Origin of the sequence: Limisalsivibrio acetivorans (assembly GCF_000421105.1) — a bacterium.
GTDB classification, from domain to species: Bacteria; Chrysiogenota; Deferribacteres; order Deferribacterales; family Geovibrionaceae; genus Limisalsivibrio; species Limisalsivibrio acetivorans.
In genome coordinates, this window is the sequence record NZ_ATWF01000001.1 from 767,667 (window position 1) to 791,588 (window position 23,922).

Annotated in this window: 15 protein-coding genes; 5 read left to right on the forward strand and 10 right to left on the reverse strand. The window is 48.3% G+C overall.

Annotated elements, in window-relative coordinates:
* Nucleotides 1–93 precede the first annotated feature (93 nt).
* Complete coding sequence (locus tag K300_RS15960; protein ID WP_022850316.1) at nt 94–2,472, forward strand: PAS domain-containing sensor histidine kinase; 2,379 nt, start codon at nt 94–96, stop codon at nt 2,470–2,472.
* Nucleotides 2,459–2,824, forward strand: coding sequence for a response regulator (locus tag K300_RS14445; protein WP_022850317.1), 366 nt, complete (start codon nt 2,459–2,461; stop codon nt 2,822–2,824). The genes K300_RS15960 and K300_RS14445 overlap by 14 nt, the downstream gene beginning before the upstream one ends.
* A 265-nt stretch (nt 2,825–3,089) precedes the next feature.
* Here the strand turns inward: K300_RS14445 and K300_RS0103685 are convergent, their stop codons facing one another.
* The 8 genes from K300_RS0103685 to K300_RS15965 form a co-directional block, all read right to left on the reverse strand.
* A complete protein-coding gene (locus K300_RS0103685; protein ID WP_022850318.1) occupies nt 3,090–3,323 on the reverse strand; it encodes a hypothetical protein in 234 nt (77 codons plus the stop codon).
* A gap of 1 nt (nt 3,324) precedes the next feature.
* On the reverse strand, nt 3,325–4,551 hold the full coding sequence (gene nqrF, locus K300_RS0103690; RefSeq protein ID WP_022850319.1) for an NADH:ubiquinone reductase (Na(+)-transporting) subunit F: 1,227 nt from the start codon (nt 4,549–4,551) through the stop codon (nt 3,325–3,327).
* Nucleotides 4,552–4,563: 12 nt separating this feature from the next.
* On the reverse strand, nt 4,564–5,172 hold the full coding sequence (nqrE, locus tag K300_RS0103695; protein ID WP_022850320.1) for an NADH:ubiquinone reductase (Na(+)-transporting) subunit E: 609 nt from the start codon (nt 5,170–5,172) through the stop codon (nt 4,564–4,566).
* Nucleotides 5,173–5,787 carry an NADH:ubiquinone reductase (Na(+)-transporting) subunit D gene (locus K300_RS0103700; RefSeq protein WP_022850321.1) on the reverse strand — a complete coding sequence of 205 codons (615 nt, stop codon included), beginning with the start codon at nt 5,785–5,787 and terminating at the stop codon, nt 5,173–5,175.
* Complete coding sequence (locus K300_RS0103705; RefSeq protein ID WP_022850322.1) at nt 5,780–6,562, reverse strand: Na(+)-translocating NADH-quinone reductase subunit C; 783 nt, start codon at nt 6,560–6,562, stop codon at nt 5,780–5,782. The genes K300_RS0103700 and K300_RS0103705 overlap by 8 nt, the downstream gene beginning before the upstream one ends.
* Complete coding sequence (locus K300_RS0103710; protein ID WP_022850323.1) at nt 6,552–7,751, reverse strand: NADH:ubiquinone reductase (Na(+)-transporting) subunit B; 1,200 nt, start codon at nt 7,749–7,751, stop codon at nt 6,552–6,554. The genes K300_RS0103705 and K300_RS0103710 overlap by 11 nt, the downstream gene beginning before the upstream one ends.
* Entirely contained in the window at nt 7,751–9,094 is a 1,344-nt protein-coding gene (locus tag K300_RS0103715) for a Na(+)-translocating NADH-quinone reductase subunit A (RefSeq protein ID WP_026836276.1), read from the reverse strand. The genes K300_RS0103710 and K300_RS0103715 overlap by 1 nt, the downstream gene beginning before the upstream one ends.
* 102 nt (nt 9,095–9,196) lie before the next feature.
* A complete protein-coding gene (locus tag K300_RS15965) occupies nt 9,197–11,404 on the reverse strand; it encodes a bifunctional diguanylate cyclase/phosphodiesterase (protein WP_022850325.1) in 2,208 nt (735 codons plus the stop codon).
* A 179-nt stretch (nt 11,405–11,583) separates the two neighbouring features.
* Between K300_RS15965 and K300_RS0103725 the strand changes: the two genes are divergently transcribed.
* The 3 genes from K300_RS0103725 to K300_RS15970 are packed head-to-tail and all read left to right on the forward strand — an operon-like array spanning nt 11,584 to nt 15,292.
* Nucleotides 11,584–11,949 (forward strand): response regulator, encoded by a 366-nt coding sequence (locus tag K300_RS0103725; protein WP_022850326.1) that lies wholly within the window; start codon nt 11,584–11,586, stop codon nt 11,947–11,949.
* Nucleotides 11,950–11,955: 6 nt separating this feature from the next.
* Entirely contained in the window at nt 11,956–12,579 is a 624-nt protein-coding gene (locus K300_RS0103730) for a hypothetical protein (protein WP_022850327.1), read from the forward strand.
* Entirely contained in the window at nt 12,569–15,292 is a 2,724-nt protein-coding gene (locus K300_RS15970) for a PAS domain S-box protein (protein ID WP_022850328.1), read from the forward strand. Before K300_RS0103730 ends, K300_RS15970 begins: the two co-directional genes overlap by 11 nt.
* Here the strand turns inward: K300_RS15970 and K300_RS15975 are convergent.
* Nucleotides 15,289–18,168, reverse strand: a complete 2,880-nt coding sequence (locus tag K300_RS15975; protein WP_022850329.1) for a response regulator — start codon at nt 18,166–18,168, stop codon at nt 15,289–15,291. The two genes, K300_RS15970 and K300_RS15975, sit on opposite strands and share 4 nt — an antisense overlap.
* 16 nt (nt 18,169–18,184) lie before the next feature.
* Nucleotides 18,185–23,863: a choice-of-anchor D domain-containing protein gene (locus tag K300_RS0103745; RefSeq protein ID WP_162139846.1), complete on the reverse strand. Its 5,679-nt coding sequence runs from the start codon at nt 23,861–23,863 to the stop codon at nt 18,185–18,187.
* Nucleotides 23,864–23,922: the final 59 nt, after the last annotated feature.

A 23,922-nucleotide genomic window follows, 5' to 3' on the forward strand; every position in this document is an offset into this window, starting at 1 on the left:
ATCATCCAACGTTCATAAGCACAGATACACCCTAACTCTTGATTTGCATAATAATTACATTTATGGATATAATTGCTGAATACGAGGTGGGTAATGCAGAGGAATCCGGATAATTCCGGCAAAAACAGCAATTATTGCGAAGAGCAGAAGATACTGACAAATCTACACAATATCTTTGAGTTCTCCCCTGCCCCCCAGCTCACCTTCGACAACAGCAAAACAGTAATTGATATCAATATAAAAGCACAGGAAATACTTGGCTGCTTCGCAGCACCCGGATTGAGCATCAACCTTTGCTCACTGTTAACTACAGAATCATGCGAAAGGCTGGAAATCCACATAGAAAACTGTCGGGATAAAGGTTCGGCAGAGACCATATTGGAAACAAATACGGGTGTTTTCTCCTTTAAAACAATCCTCTTCACAAATTCGCCCGAAACCTTTCTTTCAGTAGCAGAAAGAATCGATGGCAAGGATAAAATTGAGGAGCATGAATCTTTTACAAAAGCTGTATTCGAGCAGAGCGCAAACGGAATAATCGTAACGGATCTTAATGACAGGATAGTACAGGTTAACCGTGCTTTTCTCGATCTCTGCGAAATGGATAACGATGAAGTTGAGGGCAAAAAACCGGGTGATATTCTCCATAATACCTCGGGTTCACGTGAAGATTTTATCACGAGGCTCCTCAATGGCGAGATCAGTTACTTCACAAGCGAATCGGTTCTGGCCGGGAATACAGACTACCCCGTTTGGCTGCTATGCTCAACATCGCTAATTCGGGATAACGACGGCATCCCCCTGTACACACTGATCTTCATAGAGAACATAACCAGCCAGAAGGTGCTTGAAAACCAGCTCGCCGAAAGCGGAAGGCACCTTCAAAACCTCCTCGACTTCCAGAAGAATATCATCATAGTTTCCGACGGCAAAACTATGATAAACGCAAACCTCTTCATGCTCGATTTCTTCGGGTTCAACTCACTGGAGGAGTTTAAACAGAAGCATGAATGCGTATGCGAGTTCTTTGAGGAGCTCGAAGGATACTTCTGCGAGAAACGCAGAGGGGTCTGGCTCAAAAAAGCCCTCGATAATGAAAGGCTCAACATAGATACAAAGGTCATTCTATACGACAGGAAAATCAATGAAAACCGGGTTTTCCTCCTTGATGCCCACGAACTCCCCGGCGAAGAAAAACGGTATATTATATCTTTCACAGATGTAACAGAGATGGAGATCCAGAAGAAACTTCTTGAGGATACAAACATTTTTCTTGAGGAAAAGGTAGATAAGAAGAGCAGGGAACTGCTGGAGAGCTACAAGAAACTCGCTTCCAGCGAGATGATTCTGTCTGCAATCTTCAATACAGCTGATATTGGCATCGCTCTTATCGACTCCAACGGTGTACTCATAAAGATGAACAGGCACTTCTGCCAAATGTACGAAATTGATATGCACACCCTCACAGGGCGTCATTTCACAGAAGTATACCACCCCGAAATATCCGATGATCTCACCAGGATCTTTATGGAATACAGAGACGGCACATTGGATAGCCTTCGCCCCGAATGGACATTGACCCGGCATGACGGCTTAATGATGGAGCTTTTTATAACCTCAGACTGGGTGAACATAAAAGGGGGCGGGCGCTTTCTTGTTGTTACCCATACGGATATTTCAGAGAAAAACTCCCTCATATCAAAACAGAAAGAACAGGAAAGGATGCTGGTACAGCAGTCGAAGATGGCCGCCATGGGGGAGATGATAGGAGCCATCGCACACCAATGGAAACAGCCTCTGAACTCCATAGCCCTCATAGCTCAATGCATTGCCGATGATTACGAATTCGATGAACTCAGCGAAGAGCTGGTCGAGGAGCATGTCACAGGGATAATGAAACAGGTGGACTTCATGGCGGATACCATCGATGATTTCAGGGGATTCTTCAAGCCCTCCAGAGAGAGCCGGGAATTTAATCTGCTTGATGCTGTAAAAGATGTCTCACTTTTGCTTGAACCTCAGTTCAAATCAAACTACATTAATATAGAACTTGATGAGTCTTGGGATAAGCACAGTGATCTCCTTGCCGAAGGGTATCCCAATGAGTTTAAACAGGTTATTCTTAACCTCATGGCAAATTCGAAGGATGCGATCCTGGAACGTAGAGAGCGGGGGGATATGCCCCGGGACATACCCGGTGTTATACGCTCATCCGTTGAGGAGCTTGATTCATCATACGAAATAGGTATTACAGACAACGGCGGAGGTATACCCCCTGCCGTTCTTCAAAGGCTTTTTGAGCCCTACTTCACCACAAAAGGGGAAGGAACGGGAATCGGCCTTTATATGTCCAAAACAATAGTTGTGGATAAGATGGGAGGAAGCCTCAGCGCAGTTAATGTTGAGGATGGTGCGAAATTCATAATAGAAATCAATAAACACATAAGAGGATCTGACAATGGCGGAACTTAAGGATTTAAACCTGCTTTATGTAGAAGACGAAGAGTTTATGCAGAAGGCTATCACAAAGATAACCTCAAAAAGTATCGGGAGCCTTACCATCGCAGATAATGGAATGGACGGACTTGATAAATACAATGAATCAAAACCCGATATAATACTCACAGACCTTGAAATGCCTGTGATGAACGGCCTTGAGCTCATTAAAGAGATCCGGAAAAATGACAAGGACACACCTATCATAATAATCACTGCTTTCAGGGATCAGGCAGACTTCGCAGAGGGGGCAGACTTTGTTCTTATAAAACCTGTTTTGAAGGAGAACCTCATAGAGCTTCTTAATAAATCAGCGGCCAAGGTCTGAAACAAACCTTAATAAATGCATTCTTAATCAAGCTGCAGGTGGGCTGAAAGCTGAAACAAGAGGGGCTCTATAATGTAGCAGGTGCGGCAGTAGCCGGCACCACAGCTCATCGGTCCTTTTGGGGGCATTTTAACAACGGAGCTAGCCAAGTCGACAGCACTAAAACCGCTCAACAGTCAGCTTAATAACGAAGCTATACCAAGCAGTTGGCATTAAAACCGCTTAGCAATCAACTTAACAACTGAGCTATACCAAGGCACAACAGTCAGCCCCTCTTATCCTCATCATGCTCATTGTATTTCTCATCGATGTACTCCTCCGCACAGCATCCACCTGTTTTATCAGGGTCGCAGGCGCAGGAGCCTTCATCGTCATGGCTCCCTTCGGAGCAGGAGGTGCCCCCGCATCCGCAGGAGCCTGTCTTACCCTTCTTCAGGGTCATAAAAAAGAATCCAAAGGCCGCAAGGGCCACAATAACGCCGACTATAAATAACTGCATATCAGCTCCCGAAATCGTCAAAGAAAATATTCTCAGGCTCAACTCCCAGCTGGTCAAGCATATCCATGGTAGAAGCCAGCATAGGGGGTGGACCGCAGAGGTAGTATTGGCAGTCCTCCGGTGCAGGATGCTCTGCCAGGTATTTATCTCTGGCTATGGTGTGTATGTAGCCTTTGTATGAATCCCAGTTATCCTCAGGCTTCGGGTCACTCATGGAAACAAACCATTTAAAGTTCTCATGCTCCTCTTCGAGCTTGTCAAAATCCTCTTTATAGAAAAGTTCTTTAAGGTTTCTTGCCCCGTACCAGAATGATATCTTTCTGTCGGTATTAACCCTTTTAAGCTGATCGAAGATTATCGAACGCAGAGGCGCCATACCGGCACCGCCGCCGATGAAAACCATCTCCGAATCCCCCTCCCTTGCGTAGAAGTCGCCGAAGGGTCCTGTTATGGTGATCTTATCACCCGGCTTACGGCTGTGCACATATGCAGAGCCCTTTCCTGGTGGTGCATCAGGCTTATCTCTGGGGGGCATTGCTATACGCACGTTAAGCTTAAGAACACCCTTCTCAAGTGGGTAGTTCGCCATTGAATATGCTCTTGATACCTTCGCTTCGGTCTTAACCTTAAGATCGAAGAAGCCCGCATCCCTAAGTTCGTCTCTGTATTCCTCTGTTACATGCACATCCTTAAAATCCGCCTCATAGGAGGGTGCCTGAACCTGGATATATCCACCCGCCTTGAAATCGAAATCAGCACCTTCGGGGAGTTTCAGTACGGGCTGTTTTATGAAGGTGGCCACATTCTCGTTTGATTCAACGGTGAGCTCGTATTTTTTGGCGCTGAAGACCTCTTCGGGGACCTCTATCTTGAGATCCTCCTTCACTGTGAGCTGGCATGAAAGCCTGTATCCTTCCCTCTCCATTTTCTTGTTGATGTGAGTCTTTTCAGTGGGCAGGAGGCTGCCGCCCCCTTCATGCACCTTAACCTTACACTCGCCGCAGGAACCGCCGCCACCGCAGGCGGAGGATATGAATATGCCATTATTTGCCAGTACACCGAGGAGTTTCCCACCCACAGGGGTCTCTATGGCACCCTCGTTGTCACCGTTGATAACAATATCTGCACTCCCCGAGGGCATAAGCTTCGATTTGGCAAAAAGGATAACAATTACAAGAAGTATGATAACCAGCGTAAATACAGCTGAACCTAACAGTATCTCTATCAATGCAAACCCCGCTTAAAGCTGAATTCCTGAAAACAGCATGAAGCCGATGGCCATCAGCCCCGCTGTTATAAAAACGATGCCGAGGTTATCCAGATCCTTTGGAACATCGGCATACTTCATTTTTTCCCTGATCCCCGCAAGGGCGATAATAGCCAGAGCCCACCCCGTACCGGAGCCAAAGCCGTAAAAAACGCTCTCGGTAAAGGTATAATCCCTCTGAACCATAAACAGCGTTCCGCCGAGTATTGCGCAGTTCACCGTTATAAGCGGCAGGAAGATACCAAGAGCGTTGTATAGTGCAGGAACGTATTTATCCAGAGCCATCTCCATAATCTGAACAATGGCTGCAATAACCACGATATAGGTAACAAGGCCTATGAATGTGAGATCAATATTTGGAAAACCTGCCCATTCAAGGGCGCCGTCACGCAGTACGTAGCGGTAAATGATGTTGTTCACCGGAACAGTGATGGTCTGCACAACAACAACGGCGATGCCAAGTCCCGTGGCGGTCTCTACCTGCTTGGATACGGCGAGGAATGTACACATCCCCAAAAAGAACGCCAGAGCGATGTTTTCAACGAATATCGATTTAACAAGGAGACCGAGATAAGCTTCCATCTACCTCTCCTCCTTTTTAACAAGGGCGTGCATGCCCCAAATGATAACTCCGATCAGAAAGAACGCACTCGGAGCCAGCAGAAACAGGCCGTTAGGCGTATACCAGCCCCCTTCGGTGGCGATGGGAAGAACCTGATATCCGAAAAGCTGTCCTGAACCGACCAGCTCCCTGAAAAAGCCCACAACGATAAGGACAATACTGTATCCTGCTGCTGTGCCAACAGCATCGATGGTGCTTATAAGTGGCGGATTCTTCATTGCAAAGGCCTCTGCCCTTCCCATAATGATACAGTTTGTAATAATAAGCCCCACGAATACGGAGAGCTGTTTGCTTATCTCAAACATGAAAGCCTTGATTATCTGATCCGCTATGATAACGAGAGATGCGATAATGGTCATCTCCACGATGATACGAATGCTCGATGGTATATAGCTTCGGATTAAGCTGACAAACATGCTCGAAAGACCGAGAACGAATATAACAGCCAGACACATTACCACCGTGGTTTCCATCTTGGAGGTAACGGCAAGAGCCGAGCATATCCCAAGCACCTGAATGGCGATGGGATTGTTTTCGAAGATCGGCTCCGAAAAAGTCTTCCAGTAATTAGCCATCTATGCCCTCCTCCTTAAGCCTGTCCAGGAAGGTTCCGAACCCTTTATCACTCAGCCAGAATTTGACGAGGTTCTCAACGCCTCTACTTGTAAGCGAGGCTCCGGAAAGTGCGTCTATCTTATGCTCCGAGCCGGGCTTAGAGGGGTCCACACCCCCTTTTACCAGCTGTATGGCGACTTCATCCTTTTCGTTATATATCTTTTTGCCTTCCCATTGGTCCTGCCATCTGGGATTGCTAACTTCACCGCCAAGTCCGGGGGTTTCCTGCTGGTCGTAGAATGTAAGTCCGCTGATGGTTTCAAGATCACCCTCCACAGCCATAAAGCCGAACATGGTGGACCAGAGACCTGAGCCGTATACTGGGAGAATAACCTGCTCGAGCTCTCCGTCATTGAACACCAGATAGACGGGGATCTCCTTTGCGATACGCCCTATTCCGGCTATATCCTCTTTCTTGGTAAGGTTTATGCTGGTTTCCGGCTCGGTGGTGATGGAGTTGAAATCACGGAAATACTTAGCATCATCACCCCCCTTCTCAAACTCGCCGGTTTCTATATCCACGAAATAGACGGTGACCTTCTCGAAGGCATCGTCCACCGACTCCCCCTCACTACGCAGCTCGGCAGCAGCAAGAACGTTCTTCTTCCTCTCAAGGCTTCGGTTTTTATCCTGCATAGGCTTTAGCAGAACTGCCGTGGCGGAAACGAGTACGGAGCAGACCACCGAAAGCACCAGCGCAACAATTATGGTATTCTTTCTGCTGTCAGTCTGCATATCTGCGCTCTCTCCTTTTCATATTCGCCTTGATAACGTACTGGTCAATAACCGGTGCGAATACGTTGCCGAACAGAACGGCCAGCATCGCACCCTCGGCAAAGGCGGGGTTCACCACCCTTACCATGGCGGTAAGAGCACCCACCATGAAGCCGTATATATACATCCCCGGGCGCGTTATCGCCGCAGAGACGGGGTCTGTCACCATGAATACTGTGGCAAAGGCATATCCGCCTAGAACCATGTGCCAGGCGGGACTGAGGTTCATCATCGGGTTGGTTTCACTCCCGATGGCGTTGAACATCAATACTGTTAGCACGAGACCCACAACACTGCTCAGCATAACCCGCCATGACCCGATACCACTTATTATAAGGAATGCCGCACCGATGAGACACGCCAGTGCGGAGGTTTCACCCATGGAGCCGGGTATAAACCCCAGGAAGGCATCCATGAAGCTTACGTTTATCGAGCCACCCTCAAGGGCGTTTGCCCCTAGAGGCGTTGCATAGGTGTACGAATCCGCAGCCACCCAGATAGTATCCCCCGTGGCGGTTGCGGGGTATGAGAAGAATAATACAGCCCTTGATATGAGAGCCGGGTTAACGAAGTTCCGTCCTGTTCCTCCAAACACCTCCTTGCCCATAACAAGACCAATGGATATGGCAACGCCTGCTTGCCACAGGGGTGTTGTGGGGGGGAGTATAAGGGGGAACAGGAGGGATGTTACAAGGAATGCCTCTCCGATCTCATGTCTGCGAACAACGCTGAATAATAGTTCCCAGAAGCCCCCAACCGCAAGGGTTACAATATACAGAGGCAGGAAATACATCGCCCCGTGTACAGCGTTGGAGATAAGACTGTCGGGATTAAAACCGCTGCCAAGGAAGTTTATTACAGCTGTGCGCCACCCGTCGGGTATTTCACCGCTGCCGGCTATGGCCAGGTTTGCCTGTAATCCGGTGTTGTAGAAAGCCATCAGAACGCATGGGATCAGCGCATAAACAACAAAGGTCATTATCCTTTTAAGGTCTATGCCGTCACGTATATGAGTATGCCCCTCAGTAACCGTTCTGGGGGTAAACATGAAGGTATCCGCCATTTCAAAGACAGGATAAAGCCTTTCGTATTTCCCACCCTTCGTAAAGAGATGTTCTTTACTCTCAAAAAAGTCCTTTAGAAAGCTCATCAGCTCTCCTTCTCTATGGTTTCAAGAACCTGCTCCAGCATAGGAGCGTAATCGTTCTTTCCTGCACAAACGTAGGTACAAAGGGATAGATCCTCTCCGTCCAGCTCAAGACACCCGAGCTTCTGGGCTGTTTCCGCATCCTGCACGGAGATGGCCCTAAGAAGATAGGTCGCAATTATATCCAGGGGCATAACGCTTTCATAGTTGCCCACGGGGATGATCGGTCTGTGGCTGCCGTTAAGGGATGTATCAAAATCGGGTTTCCCGAGCCCGAAGGCCGTTGCAAAGATCCTTTTCTGGGAATGCATATCAAAACCGGGTCCCGCCCAGCCGAGGAGTTTTCTCTCCCGCCCTTCGGGAATAACGGTTATCTGAGGTATGTATCTATGGATGTAGTCTACGGGTGCTTCCGCCTTCCTGCCGTATAGAACGGAACCGGCGATAACCCTCTGCTCACCCTCTTCCAGACGGTTTTTAAGGATGTCCGTTGTACTTGCGCCTATGTAGGTTCGCATGTAGCACGGCTCCTTAACACCCTTGCCGCCAACGGCAATTATCCGCTTATCTGGCATCCTGCCGCTAAGCATCGTATAGCCTATATCAGCAGTGTCCTGCCAGTTTATGTGCCAAATTATCCTGTTTCTGTGAGCGGGTCGGAGGAAGTGCATATGGGTTCCGACGAGTCCTGCGGGGTGTTTCCCTGTGAAACAGACGTACTCAACCCCGGGGATATCCTCAACGGGGACATCATTCTCATCGGAAACGCACACATAAACCCTCTGGGCAAGCTTTGACAGAGCCTTAACACCGAGGAGGAATTCATCCCCCCTCCCCTCAAGACCTAGCTTAGCGGACAACCCGAGGGGGCGTGATTCCGCAGCGGTTACAAAGATGCTGTCCGGCTTATGGGCGGGGTTTGCTGTTTTGTTGAACGGCCTCGCTCTGAGGGAAACCCAGTGGCCTGAGTCCATGAGATACTCGCGGAGGATCTCTTCATCAAGGGATTCCAGACTTTTTGAGTTATAGGTACGAAACTCAGCACCGTCATAGCCGTCGGGCTCAATCTCAAGGGATAGAAACCTTCTCTTCTCCCCCCTGTTAAGGGCGATAATCTTTCCAGAGGCTGGGGAGATATACCTGACACCATCCATCTTCTTGTCGGTAAAGAGGACATCCCCCTTTTTCACCGAATCACCATCCCTGAAATTGAAGGAGGGTTTCATGCGGATATAGTCATCACCAAGGACAGCTATACGGCTTGGCTCAGGAGCATCGATTATCTTTTTTGAAGGGGCACTCCCAATGGGAATATCAAGACCCTTATTTATATGTATCTTTTTCATAATCAAATAAAACTACCTTCCCAAACAGAATTAAATGCACTCACAATCAAAGGATAATCTATATAGATAGACTGTCAAGATAATGTGATTAAAAAGGTAGAATTAAATCCCGGCGGTTTTCTCCGGTCTTCCGATAAAGTAGCCTTGGGAGTAGTCTATCCCAAGCTCCTCGGCAACTTTCTGGATATCCTCACTGCTGACAAACTCAGCAACGGTGGAGATCTCCATAGACTCTGCAAATCCTATAATACTCTTAACAAGCCTTTGGGCATGATCATCGTGGATCATGTTCTGTATAAGGCTTCCGTCTATCTTGATATAGTCGAAATCGAGATTCATAAGGTGTGTGAAATTTGAGTACCCCGTACCGAAATCATCGATGGCCACACGGCATCCAAGCCCCTTCACCTCTCTAATGAAGGAGCTGACATCCTCGTAGTTGCCTATATTCTCTGTTTCGAGGATCTCAAAGGTCATGTTTCCGCCGTAGCTAACAGATGTAAGGGTGTTCCGCACAAAGTTCACAATATCCTTGTTCAGGATATCTTCGGTGGAGATATTTATAGAGAACTCATAGTCCGTTCCTTTAAAATAGCGCACAGACTTCCCTATCATAATCTTTGTAAGCTCAGGATAAAGCCTTGTCTTCTTTATAATGGGTAGAAACAGACCCGGTGAAACCACATTGCCGTCCGGTTCAAGCATACGGAGGAGGCATTCGTATTTCTCTATCCTGCCCGTTTTGTTATCCATAATAGGCTGGTAGTAGGGGACTATCCTGTCCTCTTTCACGGATTGCTTAACCTTGTTAATCCAGAAAAAGTTGTTTGTCTGGTGCTGGCTGAACTCCATCGTTTCATCAAAGACAGCATAGCTTCTGTTTCTGTCTCTGGAGTATTTAAGGGCTGTATCAGCGCACTGCAGAAGCTTATCCCTCTGCTTTGCAACACCTATGCTTACGCTCAGTGAGATCTCTATACCCTGATACTCCACAGGCTCCGCATCTGTACGCATGGATATGTAGTCTGCTATGTTTTCTTCTATGCCGTCCAGCCTGTCCATGAATATAACGAACTCATCCCTTCCGAGCCTGTAAAGAACTCCTGCCACGGGAACAGTCGGGTCCTTCTCGGCGAGTTCCTGCAGGTAATTCAGGATCCTTTCGGAATAGACCTTGAGCACATGGTCCCCAGCCCCTATACCGAAAACTTCGTTGATATCCTTGAAACGATCAATATTTATGAGAATGAGAACAGGGTTAACAGAGCTGTCCAGATCCTTGATCAGTGCGTTACGGTTGGGGAGGGATGTTAGGGTATCGGTCCTCTGTTGCCTAGAAAGGGAGCGTTTCCCCTCCTCGATCGCCCTGAGCATCCCCTGAAAGCTGTAGTTCAGGATAACAGCCGCAGCAACCATAAAAGTGAAGACAACAAGAACAAGGTACATCTGAGCCCGCCGGAAGTCGAGCATCTCACTGGTTACATCCTGTGCAACCACAAGCCAGGCAACGGCCTCACCTCTGTGGTTTTTGAGTGTAAGGCCAGTGTGAAGGCTGTAATAGCGGTCTGCATGCTTCTCCATAATCGTTCCTGCGGCGGGTTTATAGGTTTTACCCAGGCTTTCGAATACAGGATCGTTATAGGTAACTAGGGTGTAATCCCCCATTTTTTGGTATTTGTGAGCGGTTCTGGTATTCTTCAGGGATTCACTTTTGATATATATAGCACTTTTAAAGCCCAGGTTTGTGCTTATTGTGTCGGTGAGCATCTCCGAGCTGATACCGAATTCTGTGATCGCGGCATATTTTCCCTTATAAAAGGAGGGGACATCGAGCCTGAAAAAAACGCCGTTTCTACCCACCTCAAACCCTGTTGCGAGCTCCCTCTTTTTATTGGCCTCGGCCATCAGTGGGCGGATCTCCGTAAGGTTGTCGCCAAACATATCCGGTTTATGCATCCGGAGCACGGTGGTATTGGATGGGTCTATAAAGTGCAGAACACGCATATGGGGGTTCTCGCTCCTCCATTTGCGGTAATACGGGAGAACCTCAAGGAGAAGGTCTTTCCTTTCAGAGCTATACAAAGCCTCCATGGCCGACTCGTCGTTAATAAGCTTCTCAGCGTAGCCGGAATACTTCCTGTAAATGTCCTTGAGCCCTTCCCTATAGGCATGTTGCAGCTGAAGGTCAAACCTGCGAAAGGAGTAGTTCACATACTTCTTTTGAAACAACTGACCGGCAAAGAGAAAGACAGCCGAAAGCGACAACATCACAATAAAGATTAAAAGCATCGCCCTCGTTTTTATGGTCATATCTTCTCCCGAGCAGGTATTATCACTTTGATAAATATCTTTTATTATAACTTTTTTCTTAGATTATGGCAATAGACCAAAATGGTATTTTTCTGTGGTGACATACTGCTTGACTTTTCATTGCTGTGTCATATGATCAAAGGGATACAATAAATATTATCATGAAACCAGGACTGTAAATGAAGATACTTATTATTGATGATTCCAAGTTTGCCAGGAGGGGTGTGCTTAAACACTTTACTTCCATATTTAACGGCGAATTTACCCATTTCGAAGCTGATAACGGCGAAACCGCCTTAGAGATCCATAAAAGGGAGGAGCCAGAGCTCGTTTTCCTGGATCTTACCCTTCCTGGAATTCGGGGACAGGACGTTCTGGGGAATATCAAATCCAGTGGAATCAAGAGTATCGTCATAGTAATAACAGCGGATATACAGAAGAAAACAAAGGAGGAGGTTGTTCTCCTCGGTGCAGATGTTGTTATCAACAAGCCGATCACAGCGGAAAAGCTGAAAGAAGCCCTTAACTCCTTAAACACACAGTGAGATCAGATGAACCAAACCAACCTAAGCGAAGACCATATTGATGCCCTCGGTGAGATCATGAACATCTCCTATGGTCTTGCCACCTCAATCATTTCAGACAGCATCGAAACCCAGGCAACCCTCCATGTACCAAAGATCGAGGTACTTGACGTGGACGAACTCCCGGAGTTCATAAACAGCAAGACAGACCCCGGTTCCAGGTACTATGTATCCATACAGGTTTTCCTGAACAGGATGGACGGCGAAAGCATTTTTATGATCGATGAAACCTCTTCTAAGAATGTAGCCTCCATATTCATGAACTTCGATGATATTGAGATTGAAAATGAGGATGATGTAAGGAGCTGTATCCATGAGCTTTCGAATATCCTCACCTCAGCCTGCATAGGCAAGCTTGCTGAACTCCTTGAGCTTGATGTTTTCTTTCACCCCCCGAAAGTTGAGATAAAAAAGGGTGCAAAGGTTGCAGAATACAAGACAGACAAGTTTTCAAAGGTTATAGTTGTAGAAACGGTCATGGACTTTGAGGAGGAAAAGGTGAAAGGACTCCTCATTTTCCTCATGAAGGAGGGCTCATTCCAGTGCCTCACCGAGGCTCTGGATAACTTTATCGAGAATTATGAAGTTTAAAGCTGATCCCGAATACTTTCTGGACTCCATACACAACGGGGCGTTCATCCTTGATGATGAGCTTAAGGTGTGCTACTGGAACAAATGGATGGAGGCGCACACCTCCATGGACAGAAGTGAAGTTACGGGCAAAGCACTTCAGGAGCTTTTTCCTGAGATTAATGTAAACCAGCTCAAACGTAAGATCCGCTCCATGAGGGCTCTTAAGTCCCATACATACTACGATGCCGGCTCCCACGGATACCTTCTCAAGATCAAATCTGCAAAATACACCAACTCCGTCTATGAGTACATGAAGCAGAATGTTGTAATCTCCCCTATAGATGAGGAAATGAAACACGCACTGATAATGATATATGACCAGACCCCCCTCTTCGAAACACAGAAGATGCTGGAGGAGAACGAATCATTCCTGCGTGCTGTCTTCGCCAGAAGCATAAGCGGTATCGTTGTTATGGATATGGACAAGAATATATTTATATCCAACAGAGCTTTCCAGGATATGCTCCAGCTCGGTGCAGACGAGGTGACAGGTACGAGGCTCGACAGCTTCCTTTCCGATGAAGATAAAAAGAAATGCCTTGAGCTCCACAAAGGCCTTCTTAGTGGGGAGATAGAAAACTTCACCGAAGAGCTTCTGTTTACTCCGCCCGAAGGCAAAAGCTTCTGGGGAACAATGCGGGCCTCCCTCATCAAGGACAGAGACGCAAACCCGGTTTACTGCATAGCCACTGTGGAAGACATTACAGAGAATAAACGCATATACGAAGAGCTTGAGAAGAACAGGGACTACCTCCAGAAGGTTCTCGATTTCCAGGCTAGCATCATCGTTGTTACGGATGGTGAAAAGATACTCAACTGCAACCGAAGCTTTCTGGAGTTCACCGGTTATGAGTCACTGGAAGACTACAGCAATAACCTCAGTGTCATTACGGACTACTTCGAGCCGGACGAAAACACTATTACCGGAGAAACACGGGAAGGATGGTTGGAAGAGGTCTTCCAGAATTATTCCATAGGTCTTGATAGCAAGGTCAAGATGCGCTCCGCAAGGGATGGAGCTATCAGAACCTACCAAATCGATTTCCGGATCCTCCCGATGACGGCGGGGGAGTATATCGTCTCCTTCACCGATATCACAGACATGGAGAACTACCAGAAGATACTGCGTGATGCGAACCGTGTTCTTGAGATAATCGTCGGCGAAAGAACCGAAGAGCTGCAGAAAACCAACGACAAGCTTGAGAGCAGCAGCAGACAGCTTAGCCTTGCCCAGGAGATCGCCGGTATCGGCAGCTGGGAGATAGTACAGGATGAAACCATACTGCGGGCTTCGGAAGAGGTATTCAACATCACCGGCTTAGAAAACTGCAACGACAATATAATCGAACGGGAAATGCTACTCGCTCTCTTCGACCCGGCAGACAGGGAAAGGATCTCAAAGGCATTCTCTCACTCCAGCGGGGAGGACTCCGGCACAGATATATATGCTGAGTTAAATGTAGCCGAAGGCGAGAAAAGAATACTGCATATACAGAGCCGGTTTTTCCCCGGCACGGAGAACGCTGAACCTAGAATTATCGGCACACTCCACGATATAACGGAGATAAAAAAGGCTGAGGTTGCGGTTCGCAGAAACGAACGTCTCCTCTCCTCTGTTTTCGATTTCGCCGCCTTCGGCGTATGCCTGACTGACACATCAAACAGATTCCTGAGGGTTAACAAAACTTTCTGTGACATCACCGGTATAAACGAAGAGAAGCTCACCGGCATGAGCCTCGAAGAGGTTATGACGATCCACGAAACAAAGGCTGTGGACGAAAACACATCCTCTGTTGAATGGGCCGTTACCATGAAGGATGGGAGGAGTGCCGATCTGCTCGTAAGTTTCGGAGAGCTTAACCTGGAGGAGGACGGGCATATCACAGTGTACTCTTTCGCAGACATAACAGAAAAAAACAGCGTTGAAAAGCTCCAGAGGGAGCAGGAACAGCTCCTCGTACAACAGTCTAAGCTTGCCGCACTTGGTGAAATGATCGGCGCCATCGCCCATCAGTGGAAACAGCCCCTTAACTCCGCAAGTCTCTATACCCAGCTCATAGAAGATGATTACGAGTTCGAAGAACTCACAAAGGAGAAGCTGAGCGGATACGTCAGGGAAATCATGAAGCAGATATCCTTTATGGCCCATACGGTAGAGGATTTCAGAAACTTCTTCACACCGGGGAAGAGTGAGGTGTCCTTCCATATAAACAAGGCCGTTGAGGACGTTATCGCACTGCTTGCACCACAGTTTGAGAAAACAAAGATCGACACCGTGCTATCATCACCGGAAAACGACCTGACGGTTAAAGGATACCCCAACGAGTTTAAGCAGGTTATCCTGAACCTTCTCACAAACGCAAAGGACGCCGTTTTATCCAAACGTTTCCAGATGCCCCCCAGAGAGCGTAAAAACGTGGGTAGAGTAGAGATAACCATTGAGAAAGAAGGTAACGAAGGCTTTATAAGGGTTTCAGATGACGGTGGAGGAATACCCGAAGATGCCCTTGAGAACATATTCCAGTCATACTTCACAACCAAAGGTGAGGAAGGCACAGGGATAGGCCTCTATATGTCAAAGATGATAGTTGAGGGGAAGATGAGAGGGGAGTTATCTGCTCATAACACCGATAAAGGCGCTCTTTTCACCATAAAGTTCCCTCTGGATTAAAGACCAAGCCACTTTGAGAGAACCTTCTCAAGCCCCGCCTGTTCAACAGGCTTGGCTATGTAGTCGTCCATCGATGCGTTTAGGCATTTTTCAAGATCCCCGTTCATGGCGTGTGCTGTTACCGCAACCACCGGACAGTGGGGGAGTCCGTTGTTTTTTTCATGTTCCCTTATCTTAGCGGTAGCCTCGTAGCCGTCCATTCCGGGCATCTGTACATCCATAAGTACCAGGTCGAAGCTGTCATTAATAAAGGCTTCCAAAGCCTCCTTACCATTCTCCGCCGTGATAACATCAAAGCCCATGTTACCCAGCAACAAAAGGAACAGCTTACGGTTCACAGCGTTATCCTCCGCAACAAGTATACGCCCCTCCCCTTTACCAGTTAATGGAGATTTAACAACCCGCTTATCTTCAACGGGGCTATCACATTCCTCCAAAAGAACCTCAAACCAGAAACATGAGCCGTTCTCAAGCCTCTTCATGCCTATGCTTCCACCCTGCATCTCAGCAAGCTGTTTGGATATGGCAAGACCGAGACCTGTTCCGCCGAACCGTCTTGTATGGGATGTATCCGACTGGGTAAACATCTCAAAGACATCCTCCTCCATCCCTTCAGGAACGCCGATCCCCGTATCGTTTACCTCTACATGGAGATACTGGGCACCATTCCTCCTGTCCAGCCTTGCATCAAGGGCCACAGAGCCCTCTTCGGTAAACTTTACAGCATTGCCGGTGAGATTTAGGAGTATCTGCCACAAACGTCTTGCATCACCGGAATAAACCTTTTCCAGCTCTTCGGAAAGCTGAAGTGTGATCTCTATCCCTTTCTCCGCTGCCTTAAAGCGCATCATCTTCACAATATCACGCAGGATATGCCCCGGAACATATGGTTCCCTCTCTATCTCCATGGCTCCAGCCTCGATCTTAGAGAAATCCAGAATATCGTTCAGGATTGAGAGGAGCTGGTCTGAACTGCTTCGGATATAACCGGTGTACTCCCTCTGTCGGGCATCGAGCTGTGTCTCACTCAGAAGACCAAGCATCCCCACAATGCCGTTCATGGGGGTTCTTATCTCATGGCTCATATTCGCCAGAAACTCGGATTTGGCTCTGCTAGCCTGCTCTGCAGTCTCCTTTGCCTCAATAAGCTCCTCTTTCGCCGAGTTATGCTCCCTGAAATACTGAACGATCCGGCCAAGCTCCATGCAGAGATACTCAAGGGCTTTCAAAAGCTCTGGCGTAAAGGTCTCCTTCCTGTCGGAGTAAAACATCACTCCTCCCTCGGACGCCCCCTTAATAGTGAATGGTATGGCGGAGTTGGAAGCATACCCAAGCTCAATGGCATAATCCCTCCATTTGGCAAAACCCGGGTCCTCAGCAAGATTGGCATATGTAAAGGGCTTTTGATCAAGAATCGCCCTGCTCATGGCACACTTCGCATCCTCCGATTCGGGCTCCTTTATCTCAAGGATTAACCCATTGAGGTATTTGTCCCCCTTTCCGGCGGTGTACTCCGGTGTTACCCTCCCATCTTCGTATCTACCGTACCAGGCCATAACGAAGCCGTAGATATCAATGGTGCTCTGCAGAAAGGTTTCCCAGAGCTTCGCCTCCCCCTGTTCGGGCTCAACGGAGCGAATGCGGGCGAGTATTCTCTGCAGGTTTGAATCGTACAAGAGCTTGCGTTCTGCCTCTTCTTTCTCCTTTACCTCTATCTCCAGCTCCGAATTCATTCTCCTGAGTGCGGCTTCCCGCTCTCGAATCTTTTCGCTCAGTTCGTGGATAAGCCTTGTTATACTGGAGATCTCATCATTACCCGAAGGGGGTAGATCGTCTACGAAATAGCTTCCCCCTGCGATATCCTCAAGGAGCTTTTTCTGGGCCACGATCCTATCCATGAAGTATTTCTTGATGAATATTGAGCTCAGAAGAATGAGTAACAGACAGAGAATAATGGCGACAGCCGCCTGCTTGGCCACCGTTGATGCCACTGCGGCAGAGATGGGAGAAAAGTCAAACACGGTATAGATACATATACCCTCACGTGCCAGTGTTGAGCGTTGCAGCCCGGCGGGATTCATAAGTGTATATACGTGAACTATACCGTCTTCATATAAGCGGTACTCCCCTTCCTTCAGAACAGCATCTTTTATTTCGGGGCTCAGAGGCTTGTTTTCGTTAAGGAGTGACCACTGTCCTACATTATTAAAGCTGTATATGTCCAGCTCCTGCAGGTATGTGTTCATCTCTATAAGTTCGTTGAAGTAGTCCTTGAAGAGGTAATCCCTGTAGCTTTCACTGAAGGTTCGGCGGATATACTCACGCATGCGGACGGAGACTTCGATAATATAGTCCCATCTGGAGGGGCCGTAATAGGCGTATTTATTGAGGGTTCCGGTGAGGGAGGATACACCGTAGGTATCTATATGGATCCTGCCCGTACCGAAAATGGATGTGAGAAGTGCCTTGAGCGGAGCGGACACCTCAAATAGATTAAGCCCCATATCCTTGCGGAACGTTGTGTTTACGATAAACCCTTTACGATTAACAAGGTATACCTCATCAAAACCATATTCCGCCGCAGTTTTTCTCAGGGTTTTCTCCGGTATATCACTAGGTGAGCCCTGAAGCTTACTAAGGCTGTCATAAACCTTTGGCAGGTTCTCCTCTATGCGTTCGTTTATCTTTTCCTCACTTTTAGAAAGCAGGATGTCGAATGATTTGAACTTACTACCCACCTGAAGGGTTATGTCCGTTATAATCCCCTCGGTGAGCCTCTGGTTGCGCTTTCCTGTCTCATATATACCAAGCCCTGCAACACAGAATGATGTTAGTACAACGGTAAACAACAGATAAACAATGAGGCTTTTCTTCATATAAACCTATTCCATGCTACATAGATGTCGCAACGCCGTAGAGGTTAATGTACCCCTTTGCACCAAAGGGTGCATCGGTATCCACAACAAACCTGGTAGGGTGCGCTCCCCCTGCCAGACTTGGATTATATCTCAGCTTAACCGTGCATGATTTCTGGGGTTTCAGAGTAAAGCTGTTTGTATCGCATGCACTTGAGGAATACCCGGTCTCCATGCCGTACTCTGTTGAATCCTCAAGGGATATGTTCACATTCATGTCGTTGACTCCGTTGTTGGAAATGGTAACCTCCAGCGGGTTCGATGATGAATACTGGGGAACGGGGCCGAAGGCTGCTGTTATATGCGAAAGACCGAGCACAGGCACAAGGGCATCCGTAGAGTAGATAACCGACTTACCGTCTTGATAGGCTGCATGTACGGTGTTTGAGGAGGCATTTACCGCCAGATCGTACATGGAGTAACCGTTGCTGACAGCCTTGTTCGAAAGTGTGCCCACATATGCAGAGGCGAAGTTGTCCGAGTTTGTGGCGTATTTAAGCACCCCGTTATCATAGAAGGCAACGTGGTAGAAATCTGAACCGTCTCTATCGATCTTGGGGCCTGTTATAACCGTCGAAGGAGTTGCCAAAAGCGTAGAGGCACAGGATCCTCCTACAGGGCACTCATAGAAGTACAGTGATTCATTCAATGCATTAGTAAAAGCTGCCATTATCTGACCGCCGGAGCCGACGGTCATAGAGTTATCAATACCATCGCCACTCGTTGATGCTATCACATTTGTCAACGAGTCTACGGTATCGGCGAGGGAGAGCGTACTGGAATTGTTATAGTATCCAATATAGTTTTTTGTACTCCCCCTCACAATGCTCACCTGACTGTTAGCACCCGCAACCAGAGCAAGACCAGTCGCATTGCAGTTGATACCGCTGCATTCCGCCTTGCTGACAACTGAGCCTGTTCCAACGTATGCCAGAACACTCCCTGCGGCTCCATCTGACGCTATATCACAATAGGGAAACCCGTCTACAGATGTAAAATTCATCGATTTATCACCGGTATTTTCAATATAGCTAAGCCAGCTCGCCGAGGAGCCGTCTGTTATCACAGTGCATGCATCAATGCCCGTTCCGTCGAATTTCATAGCCAGGCTCTTGAGCTCGGATGAGCTGGAGTTATGAAGAAGATACTCCGATGTATACTCGTTACCGCTCACATTGTTCGTTTCCATTACCCTTATATTGTCGGGAGAGATCTGGTCGCTGGCAAGGACATACACCTCATCAAGAGCATCGTTAACATCCACAGATACACGGGTTTTTTCATTATACTTGTGCATCTTGTCCACACTCTCCTCCGCCTGCCATGCTGCGGAGTAGTAGCTCTCGCTGTTCAGATCCGCCTTATCAATATACAAGGTATAAACATCATCGATATTGCTCGCTGCGACTATGCCGGATACATCCCCTGCATAGGAGAAGAGCGGTCCTGCGGAGGACAGGTTGTAATCGCTGCCCCACGTACCCGAGTCGTATTTCTTATAGGTTATAAGGCTGTGGTCCAGGGCACTCATAGCAACATGAACAAGGTTACCTCCGGCAAGGGCCGGGCATCCGTAGGAACCGGATACATCTATATCTCCATTCATCCACCCCGTTGCGCTGGAGGAGAATTTAATGTAATCGGTGACGGTATCCCGCCATGCCACGTACATGTTATCCGTTCCCTCTACAGCTATGGAGGGGCATGTTCCCGTAGACGTAAGTACCTGTCCGGTGCTCCATGATCCGCTTGTTCCGAAGAGGTATTTAACCTGCGAACCGGTGCTGTAGGTCAGGTGCAGGACGTTACTGGAATCGATGTCCATCTGCACATCAACACCCGTGGCACCTGCATCGGTGTTGTCATCGAGTATCTCGGTAGAGAAGGATGCGCCCGAATCAGTGGAGAAGGAGTATTTAAGGAATCCGCTGGTGGCATCCTGATAGGCCGCATGTATGCCTCCGGAACTGTCAACCTGTACGGTTACACTCGCCCCGTCCACATCTCCGTCACTCTCCACGGTATGATGCTCCCAAAGACCAGAGTTTGTCCTGTTTGTGGCATAGAAAACATCGCCGTCGGAGCCGTTCGTAACCTGATAGACAACATGGGGGAAGCACTTTGAGTCCACAGCGATGGCCGTATAACCGATATAGTATCCCGATGGTACTGTTGCACCGATATCCTGGGTATACCACGTTCCACTGTGGAAGTAGGCGTGCATAACACCCTGACCGCCGTAAACTGCATGGGCAAGACCGTTGTTGCATGCCGCTATGCCTGATTTGGATAGTACGTTTATCTCTTTACTCTCACCCAAGACGAACTCAGTGAATGTCCCGGCCTCCACCGCATAACCGTCAAGGGATACCGTGGATGTTGGCGTATCAGGATCATCGGAGTTAATGCTTACAGTGGCACTCCTCGCTCCCGTTGTCCCAACAGGTTCATAGGTAACGCTTATCACACAGCTTTCACTTGGTATCAGAACATCGCAGTTGTCCGAGTATGTAAAGTCCGATGAGCCAGCGATACTTACACTGGAAACGGTGAGATCGTCATTGCCGGAGTTTGTTACGTTTATGCTTCCTCCAGAGGTGTCTCCTGTTTTAACCGACAGGAAGTCGTAGCTTACAGGGCTAACGCTTATGTTGGGGTCAAGTCCGTTGTCTGTAGCACCGGAAAGAGCGTAGTTGAAGATGGCGTTATCGGGATCATTCGTATGAATGTACAAGGTCTCGCTGTATGTGTTTTCGGTACTGGAACCAAAGTCCACGCTGAAGGTGCATGAACCGGACGGGGGTATCTCCTCTGCGCAGTTTCCGCCGTCATACGGGGTGAATACAGTGAGATCCGTATTGTCGAAGCTTACGGTAAGATTGTCGTTGCCGTCGTTGGTTATTGTAGCGTTCTGGGTATGGGTTGTTTCAACCCCCACCGTACCGAAATCCATGGACGCAGGGGAGACTGTGAATATCGAGGCGGGCTGATCCGTTGCAGTGCCGTAAAGGTTGGAGACAGCCGTTCCGTTGTCACTAAGATCCGTACTCACCGTCATTGTTCCCGTCTTCGCCCCCGTTGTTAAGGGCTCAAAGGAAACAACCGCATAGCAGGCTGAGGATACGGGAAGGTTCGTACAGTTGTGTGTTGCAGAGAAATCTCCGGTAAAGGCGATCGAGGTAACGTTAAAAGGTGCCTCGCCGTCGTTTCGGATCTCGAATGTATGGTCTACAGAACTCCCCACAGCCGCTTCACCGAAATCATACTCCGGAGGCGACAGTGTCAGCTTTCCAGAAGGGGGCTCATCCGCATAACCGAAAAGGCTTATACTGTATTCGCCGTCGCTGTTATCGTTACTGCTTATGATAAGCTCACCCTCTTTATCGCCGATCTCCTGCGGTGCGAAGGTTATGTGGCTTGTGCAAGATTCACCGGGGAGGATCAGAGAGCACTCCGCATCATAGGAAAAGGAGCCGTTGTCGATTATCTGATAACCGTAGATGCTGAGCTCCTCCTTGCCTACGTTCTCAATTACAAGGGGGAGGGTTGAACTCTCTGTAACACGAACAGTGCCGAAGTCCAGTGTCCTGTTATCCACAAAGATGTCAGGGTAAGGGGAGGCTTCAGCGCTTCCTTCAAGGTTTATCCCGAAAACAGGGTTTAGGGGGTCGTTTGAGCTTATGCTGAGTATGGCGGTGAAATTACCCGCATGCTCTGGTGCGAAGGCAACGGGGAATGTGCAGTTATCCCCGGGGAGTACCTCGGGGCAGATGTTATCCGCATAGAAGTTCTCGCTGTCTGCTGTTATATTGTCAACCTTAAGGAGTGCATCTCCAATATTGCTGAGGGTGATGTTATCCGTGGCGGTCTCATGAGCGAAAAGGTGTCCGAAATCTACAGACATGGGCTCCGCAGATACTATGGGCGCAGGTTCAGGAAGACCCTCTCCTGCAAGGCTAAGGGTTTGATTATCCGCTGTGGAAAGGGGTGCGATTATCTCTATACTTCCCGTATACGCTCCCTCAGCGGGGGGTGTGAATACTGCGGTAAAAGTACAGTTGTCACCGGGCTCTATGATAGTGCAGTTATCAGCATCGGTTACGCTGAACACCTCGCTGTTGCTCGATATAAAATCTGTTACACTCCCCGCAAGCGTTCCTGTGTTGTTGAGTCTGAATTGTGCTGTGTCGGAGAGGGTCGCCTTCACCTGACCAAAATCGTAGAAACTCTGTTCCAGAACTATCTCAGGCAGGGGTGTGGGTTCTGCCACACCACGCAGTGCAACATTAATCGTCTGAACCTCAAGCCCACGGCTGGTTATAATGAGGTTGCCTGTATATGTACCGACAGATTCAGGGGCAAATACAGCATCGAAACTGCACTCCGCACCCGGTTCAAGGGTTCCGCACCCTTCCCAGCCGGAGACACTGAATACTCCGGTATCCGTTATAACGTTCTCGATGGTTCCCGGCTGTGCGCCGTCATTCCTGAGAGTTAATGTCTCCTCAGCTTCGGTGTTCTCATAGATAGCTTCAAAATCTATAGATGCAGGATTAGTAACTATATCCGAATCGGGGGGCTGGAGACCGTTCATGCTGAGGGATATGGTGTGATTCGGGTTGGTAGCATCGCTGGAGGATATGGATACGGATCCGCTGAAGGAGCCGACACTCTGGGGTGAGCCGGTAACGCTGAACGTACAGCTCTCACCGGGAATCAATCTGAAAGAACCATCACCGCAGGGGTTGACCCCGCCGTCAGGGTTCAGGACAAAGTTAACCGTATCCGAAAGGGTTATGCCGGAAACGTCAAGTCGGTAGTTTCCGCTGTTATAAACTATGACCGTGGAGGGCTGGGTGTTTTCACCTGCGTAGGTATCATTAAAGCTGAGCGAGCTTTGGGGCTCGGTAAAAATCTCCGGTTTGAGACCCTCTTCATCGATGTTCTCTATTATCTCAGCAGCCGCTTCTAGCTCGGCGGTGTTGTCTAAGCTGTCTACAAAGTTGCTGAACGCAGTGAGCGCCTCGGGGCTTGCACGGAAAAGCTTGATCAGGCTCTGCACAAGTCTGTTGTAGGCGGCCTGATCCGCAACTCTAGGATATCTCTGTGCGGCGAGCAGCTTCGCCTCGGCAACGGCTTTCTTTATATCGCTAAGGCTCAGTCCGGCTTTAACTGCGTCCACCGTATCCTTCATAACATCCTTTGTTTCCTGAAGGTTTTCGAACTGAACAAACTCCATGAGGATCTCAACATCATCCTCATCAAGCTCCGACTCTATTCGGAGTGCACAAAGCAGGGTGAGTTCCACAATGGAGTCCGCCGCAACAAAAACAGATTCACTCCCAGAACAGAGAAGCAGGTTTTCGGCACCGTAAGCCTCTATGGTAAAAAGATATGTGATGCCGGCTGTGAGGGTGAGCTCAACCTCTTGATCACCTTCATTGAGAGCCTGGGTGAGATCAAGACGAACTCCCTCAAACTCAGGAGCGCTAACCTTAAGGATAAGCTCCTCAACCTCGTACCCTCCAACATTCGCCCTCGTATCCCTTATATCTTTATCGGGGAAGAGCTTTCCTATGCTTAGCGAGACGGAGACATCCTTGCCCGATGAGCTTCCGGAACCACCGCCGCCACAGGCAGTTAAAATAAAAAACATACAGATAAACAATGCTATATATTTGACATTACTGATTCTTTTACGATTTTCCATGGTAT

Excerpts from the sequence above, each read along its gene's own strand:
- nqrE (WP_022850320.1), bottom strand. The coding sequence starts at position 5,172 with ATGGAAGCTTATCTCGGTCTCCTTGTTAAATCGATATTCGTTGAAAAC.
- K300_RS0103685 (WP_022850318.1), bottom strand. The coding sequence starts at position 3,323 with ATGCAGTTATTTATAGTCGGCGTTATTGTGGCCCTTGCGGCCTTTGGA.
- K300_RS14445 (WP_022850317.1), top strand. The coding sequence starts at position 2,459 with ATGGCGGAACTTAAGGATTTAAACCTGCTTTATGTAGAAGACGAAGAG.
- K300_RS0103715 (WP_026836276.1), bottom strand. The coding sequence starts at position 9,094 with ATGAAAAAGATACATATAAATAAGGGTCTTGATATTCCCATTGGGAGT.
- K300_RS0103710 (WP_022850323.1), bottom strand. The coding sequence starts at position 7,751 with ATGAGCTTTCTAAAGGACTTTTTTGAGAGTAAAGAACATCTCTTTACG.
- K300_RS0103725 (WP_022850326.1), top strand. The coding sequence starts at position 11,584 with ATGAAGATACTTATTATTGATGATTCCAAGTTTGCCAGGAGGGGTGTG.
- K300_RS0103745 (WP_162139846.1), bottom strand. The coding sequence starts at position 23,863 with ATGTTTTTTATTTTAACTGCCTGTGGCGGCGGTGGTTCCGGAAGCTCA.
- K300_RS0103705 (WP_022850322.1), bottom strand. The coding sequence starts at position 6,562 with ATGCAGACTGACAGCAGAAAGAATACCATAATTGTTGCGCTGGTGCTT.
- K300_RS15960 (WP_022850316.1), top strand. The coding sequence starts at position 94 with ATGCAGAGGAATCCGGATAATTCCGGCAAAAACAGCAATTATTGCGAA.
- K300_RS15965 (WP_022850325.1), bottom strand. The coding sequence starts at position 11,404 with ATGACCATAAAAACGAGGGCGATGCTTTTAATCTTTATTGTGATGTTG.
- K300_RS0103700 (WP_022850321.1), bottom strand. The coding sequence starts at position 5,787 with ATGGCTAATTACTGGAAGACTTTTTCGGAGCCGATCTTCGAAAACAAT.
- K300_RS15975 (WP_022850329.1), bottom strand. The coding sequence starts at position 18,168 with ATGAAGAAAAGCCTCATTGTTTATCTGTTGTTTACCGTTGTACTAACA.
- K300_RS0103730 (WP_022850327.1), top strand. The coding sequence starts at position 11,956 with ATGAACCAAACCAACCTAAGCGAAGACCATATTGATGCCCTCGGTGAG.
- K300_RS15970 (WP_022850328.1), top strand. The coding sequence starts at position 12,569 with ATGAAGTTTAAAGCTGATCCCGAATACTTTCTGGACTCCATACACAAC.